This window comes from Streptacidiphilus cavernicola (assembly GCF_042510955.1).
Taxonomy (GTDB): Bacteria; Actinomycetota; Actinomycetes; order Streptomycetales; family Streptomycetaceae; genus Streptacidiphilus; species Streptacidiphilus cavernicola.
Map to the genome: position 1 here is coordinate 69,709 of NZ_JBHFAB010000029.1, position 15,737 is coordinate 85,445.

General features: G+C 72.5%; 16 protein-coding genes. 9 read left to right on the top strand and 7 right to left on the bottom strand.

What is annotated here, in order from left to right; genetic code table 11:
- Positions 1 to 83: 83 nt before the first annotated feature.
- Positions 84 to 581: a peptidylprolyl isomerase gene (locus ACEZDE_RS29425; RefSeq protein WP_380542525.1), complete on the bottom strand. Its 498-nt coding sequence runs from the start codon at positions 579 to 581 to the stop codon at positions 84 to 86.
- 37 nt (positions 582 to 618) lie between these two features.
- Positions 619 to 2,196, bottom strand: a complete 1,578-nt coding sequence (locus ACEZDE_RS29430; protein ID WP_380542528.1) for a glycosyltransferase family 2 protein — start codon at positions 2,194 to 2,196, stop codon at positions 619 to 621.
- A gap of 214 nt (positions 2,197 to 2,410) precedes the next feature.
- Between ACEZDE_RS29430 and ACEZDE_RS29435 the strand changes: the two genes are divergently transcribed.
- From ACEZDE_RS29435 to ACEZDE_RS29450, 4 genes are all read left to right on the top strand, one after another.
- Positions 2,411 to 3,451 (top strand): glycoside hydrolase family 26 protein, encoded by a 1,041-nt coding sequence (locus ACEZDE_RS29435; RefSeq protein WP_380542531.1) that lies wholly within the window; start codon positions 2,411 to 2,413, stop codon positions 3,449 to 3,451.
- Positions 3,452 to 3,615: 164 nt separating this feature from the next.
- On the top strand, positions 3,616 to 4,068 hold the full coding sequence (locus ACEZDE_RS29440; RefSeq protein WP_380542534.1) for a nitroreductase family deazaflavin-dependent oxidoreductase: 453 nt from the start codon (positions 3,616 to 3,618) through the stop codon (positions 4,066 to 4,068).
- A 32-nt stretch (positions 4,069 to 4,100) separates the two neighbouring features.
- On the top strand, positions 4,101 to 6,113 hold the full coding sequence (recQ, locus tag ACEZDE_RS29445; protein ID WP_380542537.1) for a DNA helicase RecQ: 2,013 nt from the start codon (positions 4,101 to 4,103) through the stop codon (positions 6,111 to 6,113).
- A gap of 89 nt (positions 6,114 to 6,202) precedes the next feature.
- Positions 6,203 to 6,982 (top strand): SDR family oxidoreductase, encoded by a 780-nt coding sequence (locus tag ACEZDE_RS29450; RefSeq protein ID WP_380542540.1) that lies wholly within the window; start codon positions 6,203 to 6,205, stop codon positions 6,980 to 6,982.
- Here the strand turns inward: ACEZDE_RS29450 and ACEZDE_RS29455 are convergent.
- The gene (locus ACEZDE_RS29455) at positions 6,960 to 8,090 is read right to left on the bottom strand and encodes a PP2C family protein-serine/threonine phosphatase (protein ID WP_380542543.1); all 1,131 of its coding nucleotides are present in this window, start codon (positions 8,088 to 8,090) and stop codon (positions 6,960 to 6,962) included. The two genes, ACEZDE_RS29450 and ACEZDE_RS29455, sit on opposite strands and share 23 nt — an antisense overlap.
- A gap of 164 nt (positions 8,091 to 8,254) precedes the next feature.
- On the opposite strand from ACEZDE_RS29455, the gene ACEZDE_RS29460 reads away from it, so the two are divergent.
- Entirely contained in the window at positions 8,255 to 8,596 is a 342-nt protein-coding gene (locus ACEZDE_RS29460) for a hypothetical protein (protein WP_380542546.1), read from the top strand.
- Positions 8,597 to 8,611: 15 nt separating this feature from the next.
- Here the strand turns inward: ACEZDE_RS29460 and ACEZDE_RS29465 are convergent, their stop codons facing one another.
- Complete coding sequence (locus ACEZDE_RS29465; RefSeq protein WP_380542549.1) at positions 8,612 to 9,205, bottom strand: transglycosylase SLT domain-containing protein; 594 nt, start codon at positions 9,203 to 9,205, stop codon at positions 8,612 to 8,614.
- Positions 9,206 to 9,628: 423 nt separating this feature from the next.
- On the opposite strand from ACEZDE_RS29465, the gene ACEZDE_RS29470 reads away from it, so the two are divergent.
- Positions 9,629 to 9,910, top strand: a complete 282-nt coding sequence (locus ACEZDE_RS29470; protein WP_380542551.1) for a hypothetical protein — start codon at positions 9,629 to 9,631, stop codon at positions 9,908 to 9,910.
- 64 nt (positions 9,911 to 9,974) lie between these two features.
- Here ACEZDE_RS29470 and ACEZDE_RS29475 read toward each other — a convergent pair whose 3' ends face one another.
- Complete coding sequence (locus ACEZDE_RS29475) at positions 9,975 to 10,421, bottom strand: MarR family winged helix-turn-helix transcriptional regulator (RefSeq protein WP_380542554.1); 447 nt, start codon at positions 10,419 to 10,421, stop codon at positions 9,975 to 9,977.
- Between the two features lie 52 nt (positions 10,422 to 10,473).
- On the opposite strand from ACEZDE_RS29475, the gene ACEZDE_RS29480 reads away from it, so the two are divergent.
- The gene (locus ACEZDE_RS29480) at positions 10,474 to 10,950 is read left to right on the top strand and encodes a universal stress protein (RefSeq protein WP_380542643.1); all 477 of its coding nucleotides are present in this window, start codon (positions 10,474 to 10,476) and stop codon (positions 10,948 to 10,950) included.
- On the opposite strand, the gene ACEZDE_RS29485 is transcribed toward ACEZDE_RS29480, so the two are convergent.
- On the bottom strand, positions 10,934 to 11,515 hold the full coding sequence (locus ACEZDE_RS29485; protein WP_380542556.1) for a DUF998 domain-containing protein: 582 nt from the start codon (positions 11,513 to 11,515) through the stop codon (positions 10,934 to 10,936). The two genes, ACEZDE_RS29480 and ACEZDE_RS29485, sit on opposite strands and share 17 nt — an antisense overlap.
- A 218-nt stretch (positions 11,516 to 11,733) precedes the next feature.
- On the opposite strand from ACEZDE_RS29485, the gene ACEZDE_RS29490 reads away from it, so the two are divergent.
- The gene (locus tag ACEZDE_RS29490) at positions 11,734 to 13,779 is read left to right on the top strand and encodes a phosphocholine-specific phospholipase C (RefSeq protein ID WP_380542559.1); all 2,046 of its coding nucleotides are present in this window, start codon (positions 11,734 to 11,736) and stop codon (positions 13,777 to 13,779) included.
- Here ACEZDE_RS29490 and ACEZDE_RS29495 read toward each other — a convergent pair.
- A complete protein-coding gene (locus tag ACEZDE_RS29495; RefSeq protein WP_380542562.1) occupies positions 13,769 to 14,380 on the bottom strand; it encodes a TetR/AcrR family transcriptional regulator in 612 nt (203 codons plus the stop codon). The genes ACEZDE_RS29490 and ACEZDE_RS29495 overlap by 11 nt on opposite strands.
- A 74-nt stretch (positions 14,381 to 14,454) precedes the next feature.
- Between ACEZDE_RS29495 and ACEZDE_RS29500 the strand changes: the two genes are divergently transcribed.
- Entirely contained in the window at positions 14,455 to 15,732 is a 1,278-nt protein-coding gene (locus ACEZDE_RS29500) for an MFS transporter (RefSeq protein WP_380542565.1), read from the top strand.
- Positions 15,733 to 15,737 lie beyond the last annotated feature (5 nt).

Consider the following 15,737-nt stretch of genomic DNA (forward strand, 5'->3'; position numbering starts at 1 on the left):
CACGACCGTTGACGCACGACCGCTGACACACGACCGCGGACGGCGGGGCCGGGCCCCGCCGTCCGCAGCGCGGAGCAGACGCGTCAGCTGGCGCCGGACTCGGAGATCACGATCTTGGCCTTGGTGGTGCCGCTGCGCGAGCCCAGGGCCTCGATCTTCTTGACCAGGTCCAGCCCGTCCTGGTCGGCGACCTCGCCGAAGACCACGTGCTTGCCGTCCAGCCACGGGGTCAGCACCGTGGTGATGAAGAACTGCGAGCCGTTGGTGTTGGGTCCCGCGTTGGCCATGGACAGCAGGCCCGGCTTGTCGTGCTTGAGGGTGAAGTTCTCGTCGGCGAACTTCTCGCCGTAGATGCTCTTGCCGCCGGTGCCGTCACCGCGGGTGAAGTCGCCGCCCTGCAGCATGAAGTCCGGAATGACCCGGTGGAACGCGGAGCCGGCGTAGCCGAACCCCTTCTCGCCGGTGGCCAGGGCGCGGAAGTTCTCCGCGGTCTTCGGGGCCACGTCGTCGAACAGGTTGAAGTTGATCCGCCCCGCGGGGGCGCCGTCAATGGTGATGTCGAAGTAGGCCTTGATCGTCATGTTCCTATCTTGGCATTGTCTGCTCCTCCTTCGAACATCATCGGGCTTCGGCGTTTCGGGGTGGGATCAACGCCCGGAACACGGTGGCGGCGTAGGCCAGGCCGGAGACGGTCAGCAACAGGAAGTCCTCCGGGCGCAGCGTGCACAGCCGCCACACCGCCGCCGAGAGCCACAGCAGCGCGGTGCTGCCGCTCCAGGCGGCCAGCCCGGTCCGCAGCCGGTCCTGGCCGCCCCGGGACGAGGCCGCCCCGGTCGGCTGCCAGCCCTCCGGCCTGCGGCGGAGCAGGTCGGTGATCGCGAAGACATGGGCCCAGCTGCAGATCAGCCGGGCCGACCAGGCCTCCAGCCGGTAGGAGCAGCGGTGCCACCAGGGGTAGACCACGGTGGTGTAGAGCAGTGCGGGCAGCGCCAGCAGCGAGCAGCGGAAGCTGACCTGGTGCGGCAGCGCGAGCAGCAGGGTCAGCGGGACCAGCGGCGCCATGAACACCGACACCGCGGTCTGCAGGTAGTGCATGAAGCCGGACAGGTAGCAGAGCCGGGCCACCGGCCGCAGCCTGGTGCGCCAGAACGCCGGGTTGGTCATCATCGACAGCGATCCGGTGCACCAGCGGTACTGCTGCCGGTAGAAGGCGGTGAGGTTGTCCGGGCACAGCCCGGTCGCCAGCACCAGCGGGATGTAGCGCAGCTTCCAGCCGGCCGCCCCGAGCGCGAAGCCGGTGTGCACGTCCTCGGAGTGCTCGATCAGCGCGGTGCCGCCGATCTCGTCCAGCGCGGCCCTGCGGTAGACCGCGCAGCTGCCGACGCAGATGGCGGCGCCGTGGTGCTGCCGGGAGACCTGCACGCTGCGGTAGAACAGCTCCTGGATCGCCCCGGCCCCGCGCTCGATCCAGTTCTGCTGTTCCCGTAGCACCCGGAAGTGCTGCGGGGACTGGACGATCCCGATCCGCGGGTCGGCGGCCAGGTAGGGCAGCATCTCGTCCAGCAGGTCGGCGCTGGGGGAGAAGTCCGCGTCCAGGATCAGGATGAAGTCGCCGTCGCTGTGGGCGAAGCCGTGGCGCAGGTTGCCGGCCTTCTTGAACCAGCCGCGGTTCGGGCGGGTGGTGTAGTCGAAGCCGAACTCCGCGGCCAGCTTGCGGACCGCGGCGGAGGCGGAGTCGTCCAGCACCAGCGGCCGTACCGGGCCCGGGTAGCGGTGCGCCAGCAGCCGTACGTGGTGCCAGGTGTTGCGCAGCACCGGCAGCGGCTCGCCGCAGACCGGGAGGAACACGTCGACCGAGGGGTGGACGTCGGGCTGCCAGGCCGCCGCCACCTCCTCGTGCGCGGACAGCCGGAAGCCGCGGCCGAAGGTGTTCACCCACAGCGAGGCCAGGTAGTACAGCGCGGTCATGGCGAAGAACGGCAGGAAGGCCAGCAGCCAGCGGGAGGTCCCCATGAAATGGATCTGGGACACCGCCAGGCAGCCGAAGCTGACGAAAGAGCAGAGTGCCAGAACGCCCGCGTTCCGGCGCAGATAGGTGAAGCGCTCGGCCACGCTCGGCGCCGGGAAGAGCGGCGCCGGTGCGGCCGGGACGGTGGTGCTGAATTCTGATGACGAGAGGTGAGTGTTGTCATCCACGCGCTCTTCCTATCAGGCGGATAAAAGATGGGGAGGAGTGTGCGGCGAGGGGCGGAGGAGAGTCACTCGCGTGGACCGCAGGGACGGGTCCCTTTGGCGGCACCGGGAAAATGTGATGATGGGATCGATGGAACAGGCCGGTGTCCGGGGAGAATTGACCTCCTTTTCGGGATACATTTCCGGGAAACCCGCCCCGATAGGGAAAGGACCACGGATGGCCCTGCTCGAACGAAGCCGCCGATGGGCCGTCGGCGTGTCCGCCGCGGTGCTGGCCGCCCTCGCCCTGGCCGTTCCGGCCCTGGCCGTTCCGGCCCTGGCTGTGCCCGCCCCGGCCGCGGGCGTCTCCGCCGCCCCGGCCTCCGGCCGGTCGGTGCCCGCGCCCACGCTGCTCGACCCCGCCGCGAAGTACCTGGGCCTGGCCCAGGACCGGGTCCCGCAGGACGCCGGGCTGCTCGCGGCGGCGGCGACCCGGCTCGGCAAGGCGCCCAACCTGCTGGAGTACTACGCGAGCTTCAACGAGGAGTTCAACGCCGCGGCGACCAGGAACGCCTGGAACAGCGGGGCGCTGACGCTGCTGACCTGGGAGCCGTACACCGTCTCGGTGGCCGACATCGCGGCGGGCAAGGACGACGCCTATCTGCGCAGGTTCGCCGGGCAGGTGCGGGCGGCTGACCTGCCGGTGGCGCTCAACTTCGGCCATGAGATGAACGGCGGGTGGTATCCGTGGGGCAGTGCCAAGTCCAAGCCCGCCGACTTCGTCGCCGCGTACCGGCATATCCACCAGGTATTCCAGCAGGCCGGTGCGAAGAAGGTCATCTGGGTCTGGACCGCGAATATCGTCAACCACGTTCCCGGGGTGCCGCTCGAACCGCTCTACCCGGGTGACTCCTATGTCGACTGGATCGGAATGTCCGGATACAACGAGGCCTGGGAGCACTGGACTTCCGCCGACGTTTTCGGGAAGACCGTCCAGGAGGTGCGCGGATTCAGCCGGAAGCCGCTGCTGATCGCCGAGACCGGCGTCGACGCGGGTCCCACCCAGGCGACCCGGATCAGTGAACTCTTCGACTACGTGGCCAAGAGCAGGGACGTCATCGGGCTGGTCTACTTCGACTACGACCAGCGCATGGACTGGCGCTTCGAGACCGCCGCCGACTCCCTGGCCGCGGTCCAGCGGGGCGCCGCCGCACCGCAGTTCGGCTTCGATGTCCGCACCACTGCGCTCCGCCCGGCGGCCAAGCACCTGACCAGGTAGTCCGGGGGCAGGGCGGGCGAGCGGCCGGAACAGCGGCGTCCCGTCCTGCCACGAAGCGGGGCGCCGCTGTGTGCATCCAGGGCCAAGTGGACACCCGCAGATAATGTCATGTACGCGGCTTGGTTGCCAGGGCCGTGCGGAACGATCTGACTAGGATGGTTGGTATGCCTCTTGACGGTGAGTACGAGCCGAGCCCGGAGAAGTGGGTGCGCGAGCAGGTCGCGCTGTACGAGGGTTCCGGTGGGACCGAGGGGACGACGATGCGCGGCATGCCCGTGATCGTCCTCAGCACCCGCGGCGCGAAGAGCGGGAAGATCCGCAAGAACCCGCTGATGCGGGTGGAGCACGACGGCGCGTACGCCGCCGTGGCCTCGATGGGCGGCGCCCCCAACAACCCGACCTGGTACCACAACGTGCTGGCCGACCCGCACGTGGAACTCCAGGACGGCCCGGTCCGGCAGGACATGACGGCCCGTGAGGTCACCGGCGCGGAGAAGCAGCTGTGGTGGGAGCGCGCCGTCGCGGCCTACCCGGACTACGCCGACTACCAGCTGAAGACGGACCGGCAGATCCCGGTCTTCGTGGTGGAGCCGACCCCGGCGGACCACGACCGCTGAGGACTGTCGGCGGGGCTCGTTACAATCGCCGGATGAGCGTTCCGAGCCCCGCCGAGACCGCCCCCGCCACCCCCGACGACGACGGCTTCCCCGACGAAGACAGCGCCTTCCCCGGTGAGGACGCCTTCCCCGAGGACGTCTACCCCGGCGACGACGCCGCCGCCGAGGCCCACGCCGTCTTCGCCGACGCCGCCGCCGCCCCGGCCGAGGCCGAGGGCGCCACCGCGCTCTCCGTGCTGCGCCGGGTCTTCGGCTACGACGCCTTCCGCGGCAGCCAGCAGGAGGTGGTCGAGCACGTCATCGGCGGCGGCGACGCGCTGGTGCTGATGCCGACCGGCGGCGGAAAGTCGCTCTGCTACCAGATCCCCGCGCTGGTGCGCCCCGGCACCGGCGTGGTGGTCTCGCCGCTGATCGCGCTGATGCAGGACCAGGTGGACGCCCTGCGCGCGCTCGGCGTCCGGGCCGGATTCCTCAACTCCTCGCAGGGCTACGACGAACGACGGCTGGTGGAGGCCGAGTTCCTGGCCGGTGAGCTGGACCTGCTCTACCTGGCGCCGGAGCGGCTCCGGGTGGAGGCCACCGTCCGGCTGCTGGAGCGGGGCGCCATCTCGCTGTTCGCGATCGACGAGGCGCACTGCGTCGCCCAGTGGGGCCACGACTTCCGGCCCGACTACCTGGCCCTGTCCGAGCTGCGGGCGCACTGGCCGGACGTGCCGCGGATCGCGCTGACCGCGACCGCCACCGAGGCCACCCACGCCGAGATCACCTCCCGGCTGGGCCTGGAGGACGCCCGGCACTTCGTGGCCAGCTTCGACCGCCCCAACATCCAGTACCGGATCGCGCCCAAGGACGAGCCCAAGAAGCAGCTGCTGCACCTGCTCCGGACCGAGCACCCGGGCGACGCCGGGATCGTCTACTGCCTCTCCCGGGCCTCGGTCGACAAGACCGCCGCCTACCTGGTCGAGCACGGCATCGACGCGCTGCCCTACCACGCGGGCCTGGACGGGCGGGTCAGGGCCGAGAACCAGTCCCGGTTCCTGCGCGAGGACGGCATGGTGATGGTCGCCACCATCGCCTTCGGCATGGGCATCGACAAGCCGGACGTGCGCTTCGTCGCCCACCTGGACCTGCCCAAGTCGGTCGAGGGCTACTACCAGGAGACCGGCCGCGCCGGCCGCGACGGGCTGCCGTCCACCGCCTGGCTGGCCTACGGGCTGCAGGACGTGGTGCAGCAGCGCAAGATGATCGACACCTCCGAGGGCGACCAGGCGCACCGCCGCCGGCTCGGCGCGTACGTGGACGCGATGCTGGCGCTGTGCGAGACGGTGGAGTGCCGCCGGGTCCGACTGCTGGACTACTTCGGGCAGAAGAGCGGCCCCTGCGGCAACTGCGACACCTGCCTGACCCCGCCCGACTCCTGGGACGGGACGGTGGCCGCGCAGAAGTTCCTGTCCACCATCGTGCGGCTGCAGCGCGAGCGGCGGCAGAAGTTCGGCGCCACCCAGATCGCCGACATCCTGATGGGCCGCAAGACCGCCAAGGTGATCCAGTTCGACCATGACGGACTGAGCGTCTTCGGCGTGGGCGCCGACCTCTCCGAGGCCGAATGGCGTTCGGTGGCACGGCAGTTGCTGGCCCAGGGGCTGGTCGCGGTGGAGGGCGAGTACGGCACGCTGGTGCTCACCGAGGACAGCGCCGAGGTCCTCGGCGGACGGCGCCCGGTCGCGCTGCGCCGCGACCCGGAGAAGGTCCGCGCCGCGAAGGCCAGGTCCGGCGGCGGCTCGGGCCGCAAGGCCGCGCCGGTGGACCTGCCCGCGGAGCTGCTGCCGGTGTTCGAGAGCCTGCGGGCCTGGCGTGCCGCCACCGCCAAGGAGCAGGGCGTGCCCGCGTACGTGGTGTTCCACGACGCGACGCTGCGCGAGATCGCGGCGTCCGCGCCGACCACCCTGGCCGAGCTGGCCGCGGTCGGCGGCGTCGGCGAGAACAAGCTGGCGACCTACGGCCAGCAGATCCTCGACCTGCTGGCCGACGGCCGGCAGGGCTGATGTCCCGCCGGGCTGATGTCACAGACCGCGGGGCTGTCCGGTCTTCCCCGCGGAGCAGCTGACACGGACGAGTCCGAGAGGGTGGCGGTATGAGGATCGCGGTGGCCGGCGGGACCGGTGTGGTCGGACGGCATGTGGTCGAGGCGGTGCGGGCGGCGGGCCATGACCCGGTGGTGCTGGCCCGTTCCACCGGGGTCGACCTGGCCACCGGGGCGGGCCTGGACCGGGCCCTGGCCGGGGTGGACGCCGTGGTCGACGTCAGCAACCGGATGACGGTGAGCCGGGCCAGGGCGGTCGCCTTCTTCGAGGCGGCGACCGGGAACCTGCTGGCCGCGGGGAAGCGGGCCGGGGTGGCGCACCATGTGGCGCTGTCGATCGTCGGCGTCGACCGGGTCGGCTACGGCTACTACCAGGGAAAACTGCGCCAGGAGGCGCTGGTGCTGGCCGCGGGCGAGTCCGTCGGCGTCCCCGGAAGCGTGCTCAGGGCCACCCAGTTCCACGAGTTCGCGGCGCAGATGCTGGAGCGCGGCGGCCCGTTCGCGGTCGCCCCGCGGATGCTGACCCAGCCGGTCGCCGCCCGCGAGGTCGGCGTCGCGCTGGCCGCGCTCGCCGCCGGGGAGCCGGTCGGCCTGGCGCCGGAGCTGGCGGGCCCGGAGCAGCACCAGATGGGCGATCTGATCCGTCGGCTGGTGCGGGCCCGCGGCCTGCGCAGGCTGGTCGTGCCGCTGTGGATGCCGGGCGCGGTCGGGAAGGCGATGACCGGTGGCGGCCTGCTGCCGACCGGCCCCGGGCCGCGCGGCAGCCAGACCTTCGACCAGTGGCTGGCCGACGACGCGGCGGGGTCTGTCAGCGGCGGCGCAGGGTCGTGATGGCGACCATCGCCGCGTCGTCGGCAAGCGGGCCGGTGACGTAGTCGTCGAGGTCGGCGTTGAGCCAGGCCAGTAGCTGGTCCGGGTCGCTCTCGGCGCCGTGTTCGAGCCGGTCCGGCAGCGGATAGAACCGCCCCGCCGGGTCGCGGGCCTCGGAGATCCCGTCGGTGTAGAGCAGCAGCAGGTCACCGGCCTGGAACGGGAACGCGGTGGGGGTGTAGCGGGTGTCCGCGAGCCGTCCGAGGCCCAGTGGCGGGGCTGGCTCCCGGACGTCGAGGGTCACCGCGCGGCCGTGGTGCAGCAGCAGTGGGGGCGGGTGGCCGCAGTTGATCACGGTGACGGTCGGCCGGTCGTCCGGGATGTCGATGATCACGGCGGTGACGAAGCCCTCGCCGATCTCCAGGTGGTCCGGGTCTCCGCCGTTGACCGAGGCCAGCTCGGCCAGGCCCCAGGAGACGCTGCCCTCCAGGTAGGCGGCCAGCACCGGCAGCGGGGCCTGCTGGTGGGCCGCCGCCCGGAACGCGCCGAGCAGCAGCGCGGTGTCGCCCAGCGCCTCAAGGCCCTTGCCGCGTACGTCGCCGATGATCAGGCGGGTGCTGTCGGCGGTGCGCGCCGCAGCGAACAGGTCGCCGCCGACATGGGCGTCGGTTCCGGCCGCGCGGTAGCTGGAGCCGATCAGCAGCGGGCCGACCCGGTCCGGCAGCGGGCGCAGCAGCACGCTCTGCGCCGCCTCGGAGACGGTGCGCACCCGGGCCAGCTCATGTCTGCTGTTCTCCCGCAGGTAGTCGAAAAGCACCACGAAGGCCGAGATCGCGATCAGGGCCGCGATCTGGACCTCCAGGTTCTCGGTGGTGAGCACGTCGCGGGTGGCCCCGATCGCCACCAGCGCCGCCACGGCGAGTGCGCCGACGGCGGCGGTGGTCCTGGGACCGGCGAAGGAGGCGGTGATGGCCGGGGCGACCACCAGCAGCGGACCGAGGTGGACGTCGCTGGGCGAGAGCACGTCCACCACCGCGATCACCGTCATCAGCACCAGCGGGATCAGCAGCAGCACCCGGGGTGCGCGCCGGTCCTCGCCGTCCGGGCGGAGTGCGCGGCTTCGGGCCATGGATCCTCTTTCCCCAGCGGGCTCCTCGTGCCCCTGCGGGAGGAGGTTCCCGCCCTTCATCGCACGCCCGCGCGGCCCGCCCCGCAACCCGGGGTCGGCGGCGCTCCGGATGCCCGGCCCCGGGCCGGGCCTTAGCGTGTGGGCACAGGCGGAAGGAATGCGCGATGGAACCCGATGCTCGGCAGAGCGACCGACTCGATCCCCAGCGGATCCCCGGAATGGCCCTCGGGGCGCTCGGGCTGCGCCTGCTCGCCGAGGCGGCGGCGGACGCGGACCAGGGGGAGCCGACCGGCATCGACGTGACCGCCGAGACCGGCCGCTACGGTCAGGACCCGGCGGTCAGGGAGGCGGTCATCGAGGCCTGGGCCTGGCTGCACGCCCAGGGGATGACCGTGATCACCTCGGGGTCGGGCTCCAGGATGGTGGTGTCGGTCACCCGGCGGGGCCGGAGGGCGCTGGCCGAGGGGATCGACTGGGCCCGCCGGAATCCGTTCCACGAGGCGTGAGCGCGGAGGTCCGGCTCAGTAGCCGGCCTTGGTGTAGGCGATGGTCTCGAAGGTGCCGTAGCGGTCGTTGGCGTAGCGGACGCCCGCGATGATCGAGTCGACCGGGTCGAGGATGTCCTTGTGGCCCGGCAGGCTCCACTGCGCGAACGTCGGCTTGATGGTCTGCAGCAGGCCGAAGGTGCCGCCGTACAGCGCCTCGTTGGAGTCCCAGTGGTTCTCGGCGCGCGGGTTGCCGGAGGACTCGGTCATCGCCCGCGCGTGGATCGCCGAGGCGGACGGGACCCGGTCGCCGTGCTGCGCCAGGACCTGGCGGGCCTCGGCGATCCAGCCGTTGAGGTTGTTCGGGTAGACCGGCTTGGCCGGTGCGGGCTTCGCGGCCGGGGCGGCGGGCTTGGCCGGGGCGGCCGGGGCCTTCGCGGCGGGCTTCGCCGGGGCGACCGGGACGACCGGCTTGGCCGCGGCGGGCGCCGCGGCGTCCTGGGAGACGGTGTGGGCCGTGGGCTGCGGGTGGGACGGGCCACTGGCCGCGAACGCCGTGCCGGCTGCCATGGTGGACGCGAGCACGATGTAGGCGGCGACACCTGCGGACGTACGGGCATGGAAACGCATGACACTCCAGGGGACAGGCTGCCGCGGGCCGCACTGTTCCGCGGGCTGGCGGCCGGGGCGGCCGGGAGTCCGGGATGCGGGGACGACAGGTGGGGTTCGGCGCTCAGCGGCTGTTCTTCGACAGTCCCGACCGAGCGGCGGAGCGGCAGCGGCGTTGGAAACGGCCCGTGGACGGGCCTGTCGCTTCGCTGTGCTCCGGGCAGGCGTCTCATCGGCCTGCTTCTCCACCGTCACACGCACCGGGGGCAGGAACAAGGAACCGCGGCCAAAAGTGCCGGAGGCCACATTTCCGCAGGTGAGCGGGGCCACATCGAAGGGAGCGAGGGTGGCCTGGGTCACTAGAATGGGAGGAAATAGCCCGAATCGTCCCCCCGCTTCGGTCGGATCGGCCGGGCCGGGCCGGCGAACGACGGAAGGACCGCGATGACCAGGCAGACGACCAGCCAGCCGTCCCCCAGGCAGCAGCGTCAGGCCGAGGACTTCCTGCACGACCGGGGCCTGCTGGGCCCGACGGCGTCCATGCCGCCGCTGCCCGCCGCGGGCAGCCTCGGCACCGGCCGGGACGCCGCCGCTCCGGCCGCCGCCGCGTTCGCACACCGGGGGATGGGCGCGGCGTCCGTACGCCCGCTCGTCTCGGCCGAGGCCGCGCACGCCGAGCAGCCGGGCCACCGGCACCGTGGGGCCGAGCGGCACTCCGCCCACTGACCCTGCGTCAAGGAGCCACCCCCCGACCCTGGAAACGATCGGGGGGTGGCTCCTTGACGGAAGGTCAGTCCAGCGCGGGCCGGTCCAGCAGCAGTTCCAGCACGCCGAGGGCGGACCACAGCGTCTCCCGCTGCTCGCCGCTGAGCTCGGCGACCCGGTCGGCGAGCAGTTCGGAGCGCTCCCGGCGCACCCGCAGCATCAGCTCCCGCCCCTTGGCGGTGGCGCTGACCAGGGAGGACCGGCCGTCGCTCGGGTCGGCCTCGCGCTCGATCAGGCCGCCGTAGCTCAGCGCGGTGAGGGTCCGGGTCATCGAAGGGGCGGCCACCGACTCCCTGGCCGCCAGCTCGCCCAGCCGCAGCGGCCCGTGCTCCTCGATCCGGGCCAGCGCCGACAGCTGGGCGAAGGTCAGGTCCTGGCCGTGCGAGGCCTGGGCCATCTGCCGGTACAGCCGGGCGACGGTGAGGCGGAGCCGGGTGACCTGGGTCTCCTGATCGGCCATGGAATGTGACATGGGGATGCTCCCTACCACTTACTTCTGGGTACTTAGCGCACGTAAACTAAGTATCGCCCGGCCCAGGAGGGGTGGCGAGGTGTTCGAACGCGGGACGGACGGTCCCAAGGTGATAGTCGTCGGTGTGGACGACTCGGAGGCGTCCTGGCGGGCCGTCGCCTACGCGGTGGGTCTGGCGCGCCGCCAGGGCGCGCTGCTGGCCATGGTCCATGTGCGGCCGGTGTCGGCGATGGCGGCCGTGGCCGGGGTGTCCGTGGTCACCGCCGAGCCCGGCACGGCGACGGCCGAGCGGATCTGCGGACGGCTGCGCGCCGGGCTGGCGTCGATGACCGAGGTCCGGTCGCTGCGCTGGGAGTTCCACAGCGTGGTCGGCGGCGACGTGGTGGCCGCGCTGTCCCAGCAGGCCGACGAGCTGAAGGCGGACGCGGTCGTGGTCGGGGCCTCGCACGGGCTGGGCCACCGGTTCGTCGGCTCGGCCGCGGTACGGCTGGTGCGGGCGCGGCGCTGGCCGGTCACCGTCGTCCCCTGACGCAGGCGGCCACCACCACGAAGGGCCACAGCGCCTCCAGCCCGGTCACCAGGCGTTCGGCGACGCCGGCCGGGCCGTCGCCGCGCAGCGAGACCAGGAACCACAGGGCGGAGAGCAGGCACAGCCCGGTCACCGCGGCCGCCAACCAGGGCCTGAGCACCCAGCGGGCGGCCGGGCCTCGCTCCGAGGCCAGCAGCGGCCACACCGCGAGGGCGACCACCCCGACCACCGCGGCGGCGGTGTGCCGCAGGGTGGGGCCGGCGGCCGGTTCGGGGGACAGCGCCACCAGCACCGACGCGGCCCCGCCGCAGGCCAGCGCGATCCGGCCGGGCGCCGCCACGCCGCGCAGCCCGGCCGCGGTGGCGGCGTAGCAGGCGCCGACGGCGAACATCACGCCGGTCATGATCCAGCGGTAGGCCGCGCCGTATCCGGCCAGGGCGCTGATGGTCTGGGTGAGCGGGTCGTAGCCGGACCGTTGGAGCGCTCCGGCGACGGCCCAGCCGCCGACCAGCAGGACCGGGGCGCTCCCCGACGACAGCAGGGCCCACCGGGGGAGTGGTTGCATCCCGCCACGGTAGGCACGGGCCCGCTGCCGGAGGCCGGAGGACGCGCGGAGGACCGGCCGAACGGGGGACGGGCTCCATCGATAACAGTAGGGCAACGAGTCCAGTCCAGTTGTGGGCTCTCCTTCATGTCCCTGCCATCTTTGGCGGGGGCCTGCGACACCTTGTTACTGGAGAGTCGGTCCCCGCATCGAGCCGCACCATCGATCCGGAGGACTCCGTGGCGCCCGTCACCCGTCGTACATTCCTCGGTTCCGCCGCCGCTCTCGGCGCGGCGCTCGGCCTGGAGGCCGTCCCCGGCTCCGCGGTGAGCAGCGCCGCCGCCGCGACCGGCACCATCGCCGACGTCAAGCACGTGGTCGTGCTGATGCAGGAGAACCGCAGCTTCGACCACTACTTCGGCTCGCTCAAGGGCGTGCGCGGGTTCGGCGACCGCAGCGGGATCACCCTGCCCGGCGGCTACTCGGTGTTCAACCAGCCCAGCGGCAGCGGCCGGCAGTACCCCTGGCAGCTGAGCGCCACCGGCACCTGGTACTTCGGCGCCAGCGGCGAGACCCTGGCACAGTGCGACGGCTCGCTGGACCACGGCTGGTCCACCCAGCACGGGGCCTGGAACAACGGCCTGATGAACAGTTGGGTCTCGGCCAAGGGCTCCAGCCGGACCATGGGCTTCCTGAACCGCTCGGACATCCCGTTCCACTACGCGCTGGCGGACGCCTACACCGTCTGCGACGCGTACCACTGCTCGATCCTGAGCGCGACCGGCCCCAACCGCACCTACCTGTGGGGCGGTTCGATCGACCCGGCGGGCAAGGCGGGCGGGCCCGCCTACGACGGCGGCGACGAGTCCGGGCTGAGCTGGCAGACCTACGCCGAGGCGCTGCAGAACGCCGGGGTCAGCTGGAAGGTCTACCAGAACGCGAGCGACAACTACGGCGACAACGGGCTCGCCTACTTCAGCCAGTTCGCCGGCGCGGCCTCCGGCAGCGCGCTCCACCAGCGCGGGATGTCCTCGGTTCCGTCCACCGGCTCCACCCCGGACGACATCGCCGCCGCGATCAAGGCGGACGCGCTGGCCGGCACCCTGCCGCAGGTCTCCTGGGTGGTCGCCAACCAGGCCTTCTCCGAGCACCCGGACGCGCCGCCGAACGACGGGGCGCACTTCGTCAACCTGGTGATCCAGGCCCTGGCCGCCAGCAGCAGCGTCTTCGACTCGACCGTGCTGTTCCTCAACTACGACGAGAACGACGGTTTCTTCGACCACGTCCCGCCGCCGGTCGCCCCGGCCGGGACCACCGACGAGTCGTACGACGGGACGCCGATCGGGCTCGGCTTCCGGGTGCCGATGGTGGTGGTCTCGCCGTGGACCAGAGGCGGCTGGGTGGACTCGCAGGTGTTCGACCACACCTCGGTGATCCGGTTCATGGAGACCTGGACCGCGGCCCTGGGCACCCCGGCCACCTGCGGCGCGATCAGCGCCTGGCGGCGCAGCGTCTGCGGCGACCTGACCAGCGCCTTCGACTTCGCCAATCCGGTGCACGGGCTGCCCGCGCTGCCGTCCACCAGCAGCACCATCGGCCAGTCGTACTGCAATGTGATGGTGAACCCGGCCCCCGGAACCAACTCCCTGCCCGTGCAGGAGAGCGGGACCCGGCCCGCCCGCGCGCTGCCCTACCAGCCGAACGGGTCGGTCGACCACATCGAGTTCGACAGCGGCGGCAAGACCCTGGTCTGGATCAGCATGGCCAACCAGGGCGCGCAGGCCACCGCCGCCGCGCACTTCTCGATCTATGCCAACGCCGACCGCACCGGCGGCCCCTGGCAGTACACGGTCGCCCCGGGCGGCAGCACCAGCGACTTCTTCAACGTCGGCACCGGCTACGGCAACGGGAAGTACGACCTGACCCTGGTCGGCCCCAACCGCTTCCTGCGCCGCTTCGCCGGGGACACCACGGCGGCCGGGCACGCGGTCGAGGCCGTCTCCTCCTACGCGCCGGCGCCCGACACCGGCAAGCAGGCGGTCTGGTTCGCCCTGGCCAACACCGGGACGACCGCGGCGACCTTCACCATCAGCTCCACCCAGTACCGCTCGGACGGCCCGTGGACCTACCAGGTCCCGGCCGGGGGCAGCACCTCGGACTACTTCAACGCGGTCGCCTACACCAACGGCTGGTACGACTTCACCGTCACCGTCAGCACCGACGCGTCCTGGAGCCGCCGCTTCACCGGCCACATCGAGACCGGGGCCGCCAGCGTCAGCGGGTAGCGGTGAGCCCGGTCAGCAACTGCCGGACCAGGGTCGGGGCCAGCTGGTCCGCGAGCGGTTCGTGACGGAGCATCAGCCGGTGGTAGACCGGGGCGAACAGCTGGTCGGCGGCGGTGGCGGGGTCGGTGTCCGGCGCCAGCTCGCCCCGCGCCACCGCCTCGGCCAGCAGCCGCAGCGCCACCTCCCGGCGCGGGCGCAGCCACTGCTGGTCCAGGGCGGCCCGGATGTCCGGGTCGGCCTGCGCCGCGGCGATCAGGTCGGCCAGCTGCGGGCCGCTGCAGGTGTCCCGGAACAGCTGTACCAGCGCCAGCAGTTGCTTGGTCAGCGCCTCGGCCAGGGAGTCCGCCGGGTCCACCGCGAGGGTGCCCCTGCTGCGCTCGAAGAAGCTCTCCAGCATCACGTGCGCCCTGGTCGGCCACCACTTGTACACGGTGGCCTTGCTGACCTGGGCGCGGGCGGCGATCGCCTCCATGGTGACGGCGTCGATCCCACCGTCCAGCAGCAGCTCCGCCGCGGCGTCCAGCACCGCCGCGCGGGCCCGCTCGCTGCGCGGGCGTCCGCGCCGGGGGTGCTCCGCGCCGTCCCTGCCGTCGCCGGTCATCCGGTCGCCTCCTTCGGCCCATATAATGGTCGCACCGTACAGTAAAGAGCGAAGGATCGAGGGCGGCCACGACCATGACCATCGGACGACACACGCGGGCGACGGCGGCGCTGGCCGCGCTCGCCGTCGGCGCCTTCGCGATCGGCACCGGCGAGTTCGCGGTCATGGGCATCCTGCCCGACATCGCCGGGAACCTGTCGGTCGGCATCCCGACCGCGGGCCACCTGATCTCCGCCTACGCCCTCGGTGTCGTGGTCGGCGCCCCGGTGCTGGTGGCGCTGTCGACCCGGCTGTCCCGGCGGGCCACCCTGGTCCTGCTGATGGGCGCCTTCGCGGTCGGCAACGGCCTCTCCGCCGCCGCGCCCGGCTACGGCTGGCTGCTCGCCGCCCGCTTCCTGGCCGGACTGCCGCACGGCGCTTACTTCGGGGTCGGCGCGGTGGTGGCCGGCGGCCTGGTCGAGCCGTCCCGGCGGGCCCGCGCCACGGCGATGATGTTCACCGGGCTGACCGTCGCCAATGTGGTCGGCGTCCCGCTGTCCACGCTGGCGGGGCAGGAACTGGGCTGGCGGGTGGTGTTCGCCGGGGTCGGCGTGGTCGGCGCGGTGGCCGCCGCCGGGGTGCTGCTCACCGTCCCGAGGGACGGCGAGCACACCGCCGCGCTGCGGCTGGGCGCGGAACTGCGGGCGCTGCGCCGCCCGCAGGTGTGGCTGGCCCTGGTGGTGGCGACGCTCGGCGGGGCCACCCTGTTCACCACCTACAGCTACATCGTGCCGATGCTCACCCGGGTCAGCGGCTTCACGCCGTCCGGGGTGACCTGGCTGCTGGTGGTCTTCGGGCTCGGCATGACCGCGGGCAACCTGGTCGGCGCCAGGCTCGCGGACCGGGCGCTGATGCCCTCGCTCTACGCCTTCCTGGTGCTGGAGGGGCTGGTCGCGGCGCTGTTCCTGGTCACCCTGCACAACCAGGTCACGGCCGGGATCACCCTGTTCGTCTTCGCCGCGGCCACCTTCGCGCTGGTGCCGGTGCTGCAGACCCGGATCATCACCCAGGCCGCCGGGGCGCCCAACATCGCCTCGGCCGCGGTCCAGGCCGCCTTCAACATCGCCAACGCGCTGGGCGCCTGGCTCGGCGGCCTGGTCATCGCGGCCGGGCTCGGCTACGCCGCGCCCAACGCGGTCGCCGCGGCACTGGCCGGCTGCGGCCTGCTCGCCGCGGCCTACGCCGGGACCCTCGCCCACCGCCGCCCCCGGACCACGATCCCGGACGGCCCGCCCCCCACCCTCCCCGACCCGCGCCGGCCCGAAGCGGAACCCTCCGCCCCGGCCCTCTGGTCGGGCCCGGACCACCGCTGAACCGC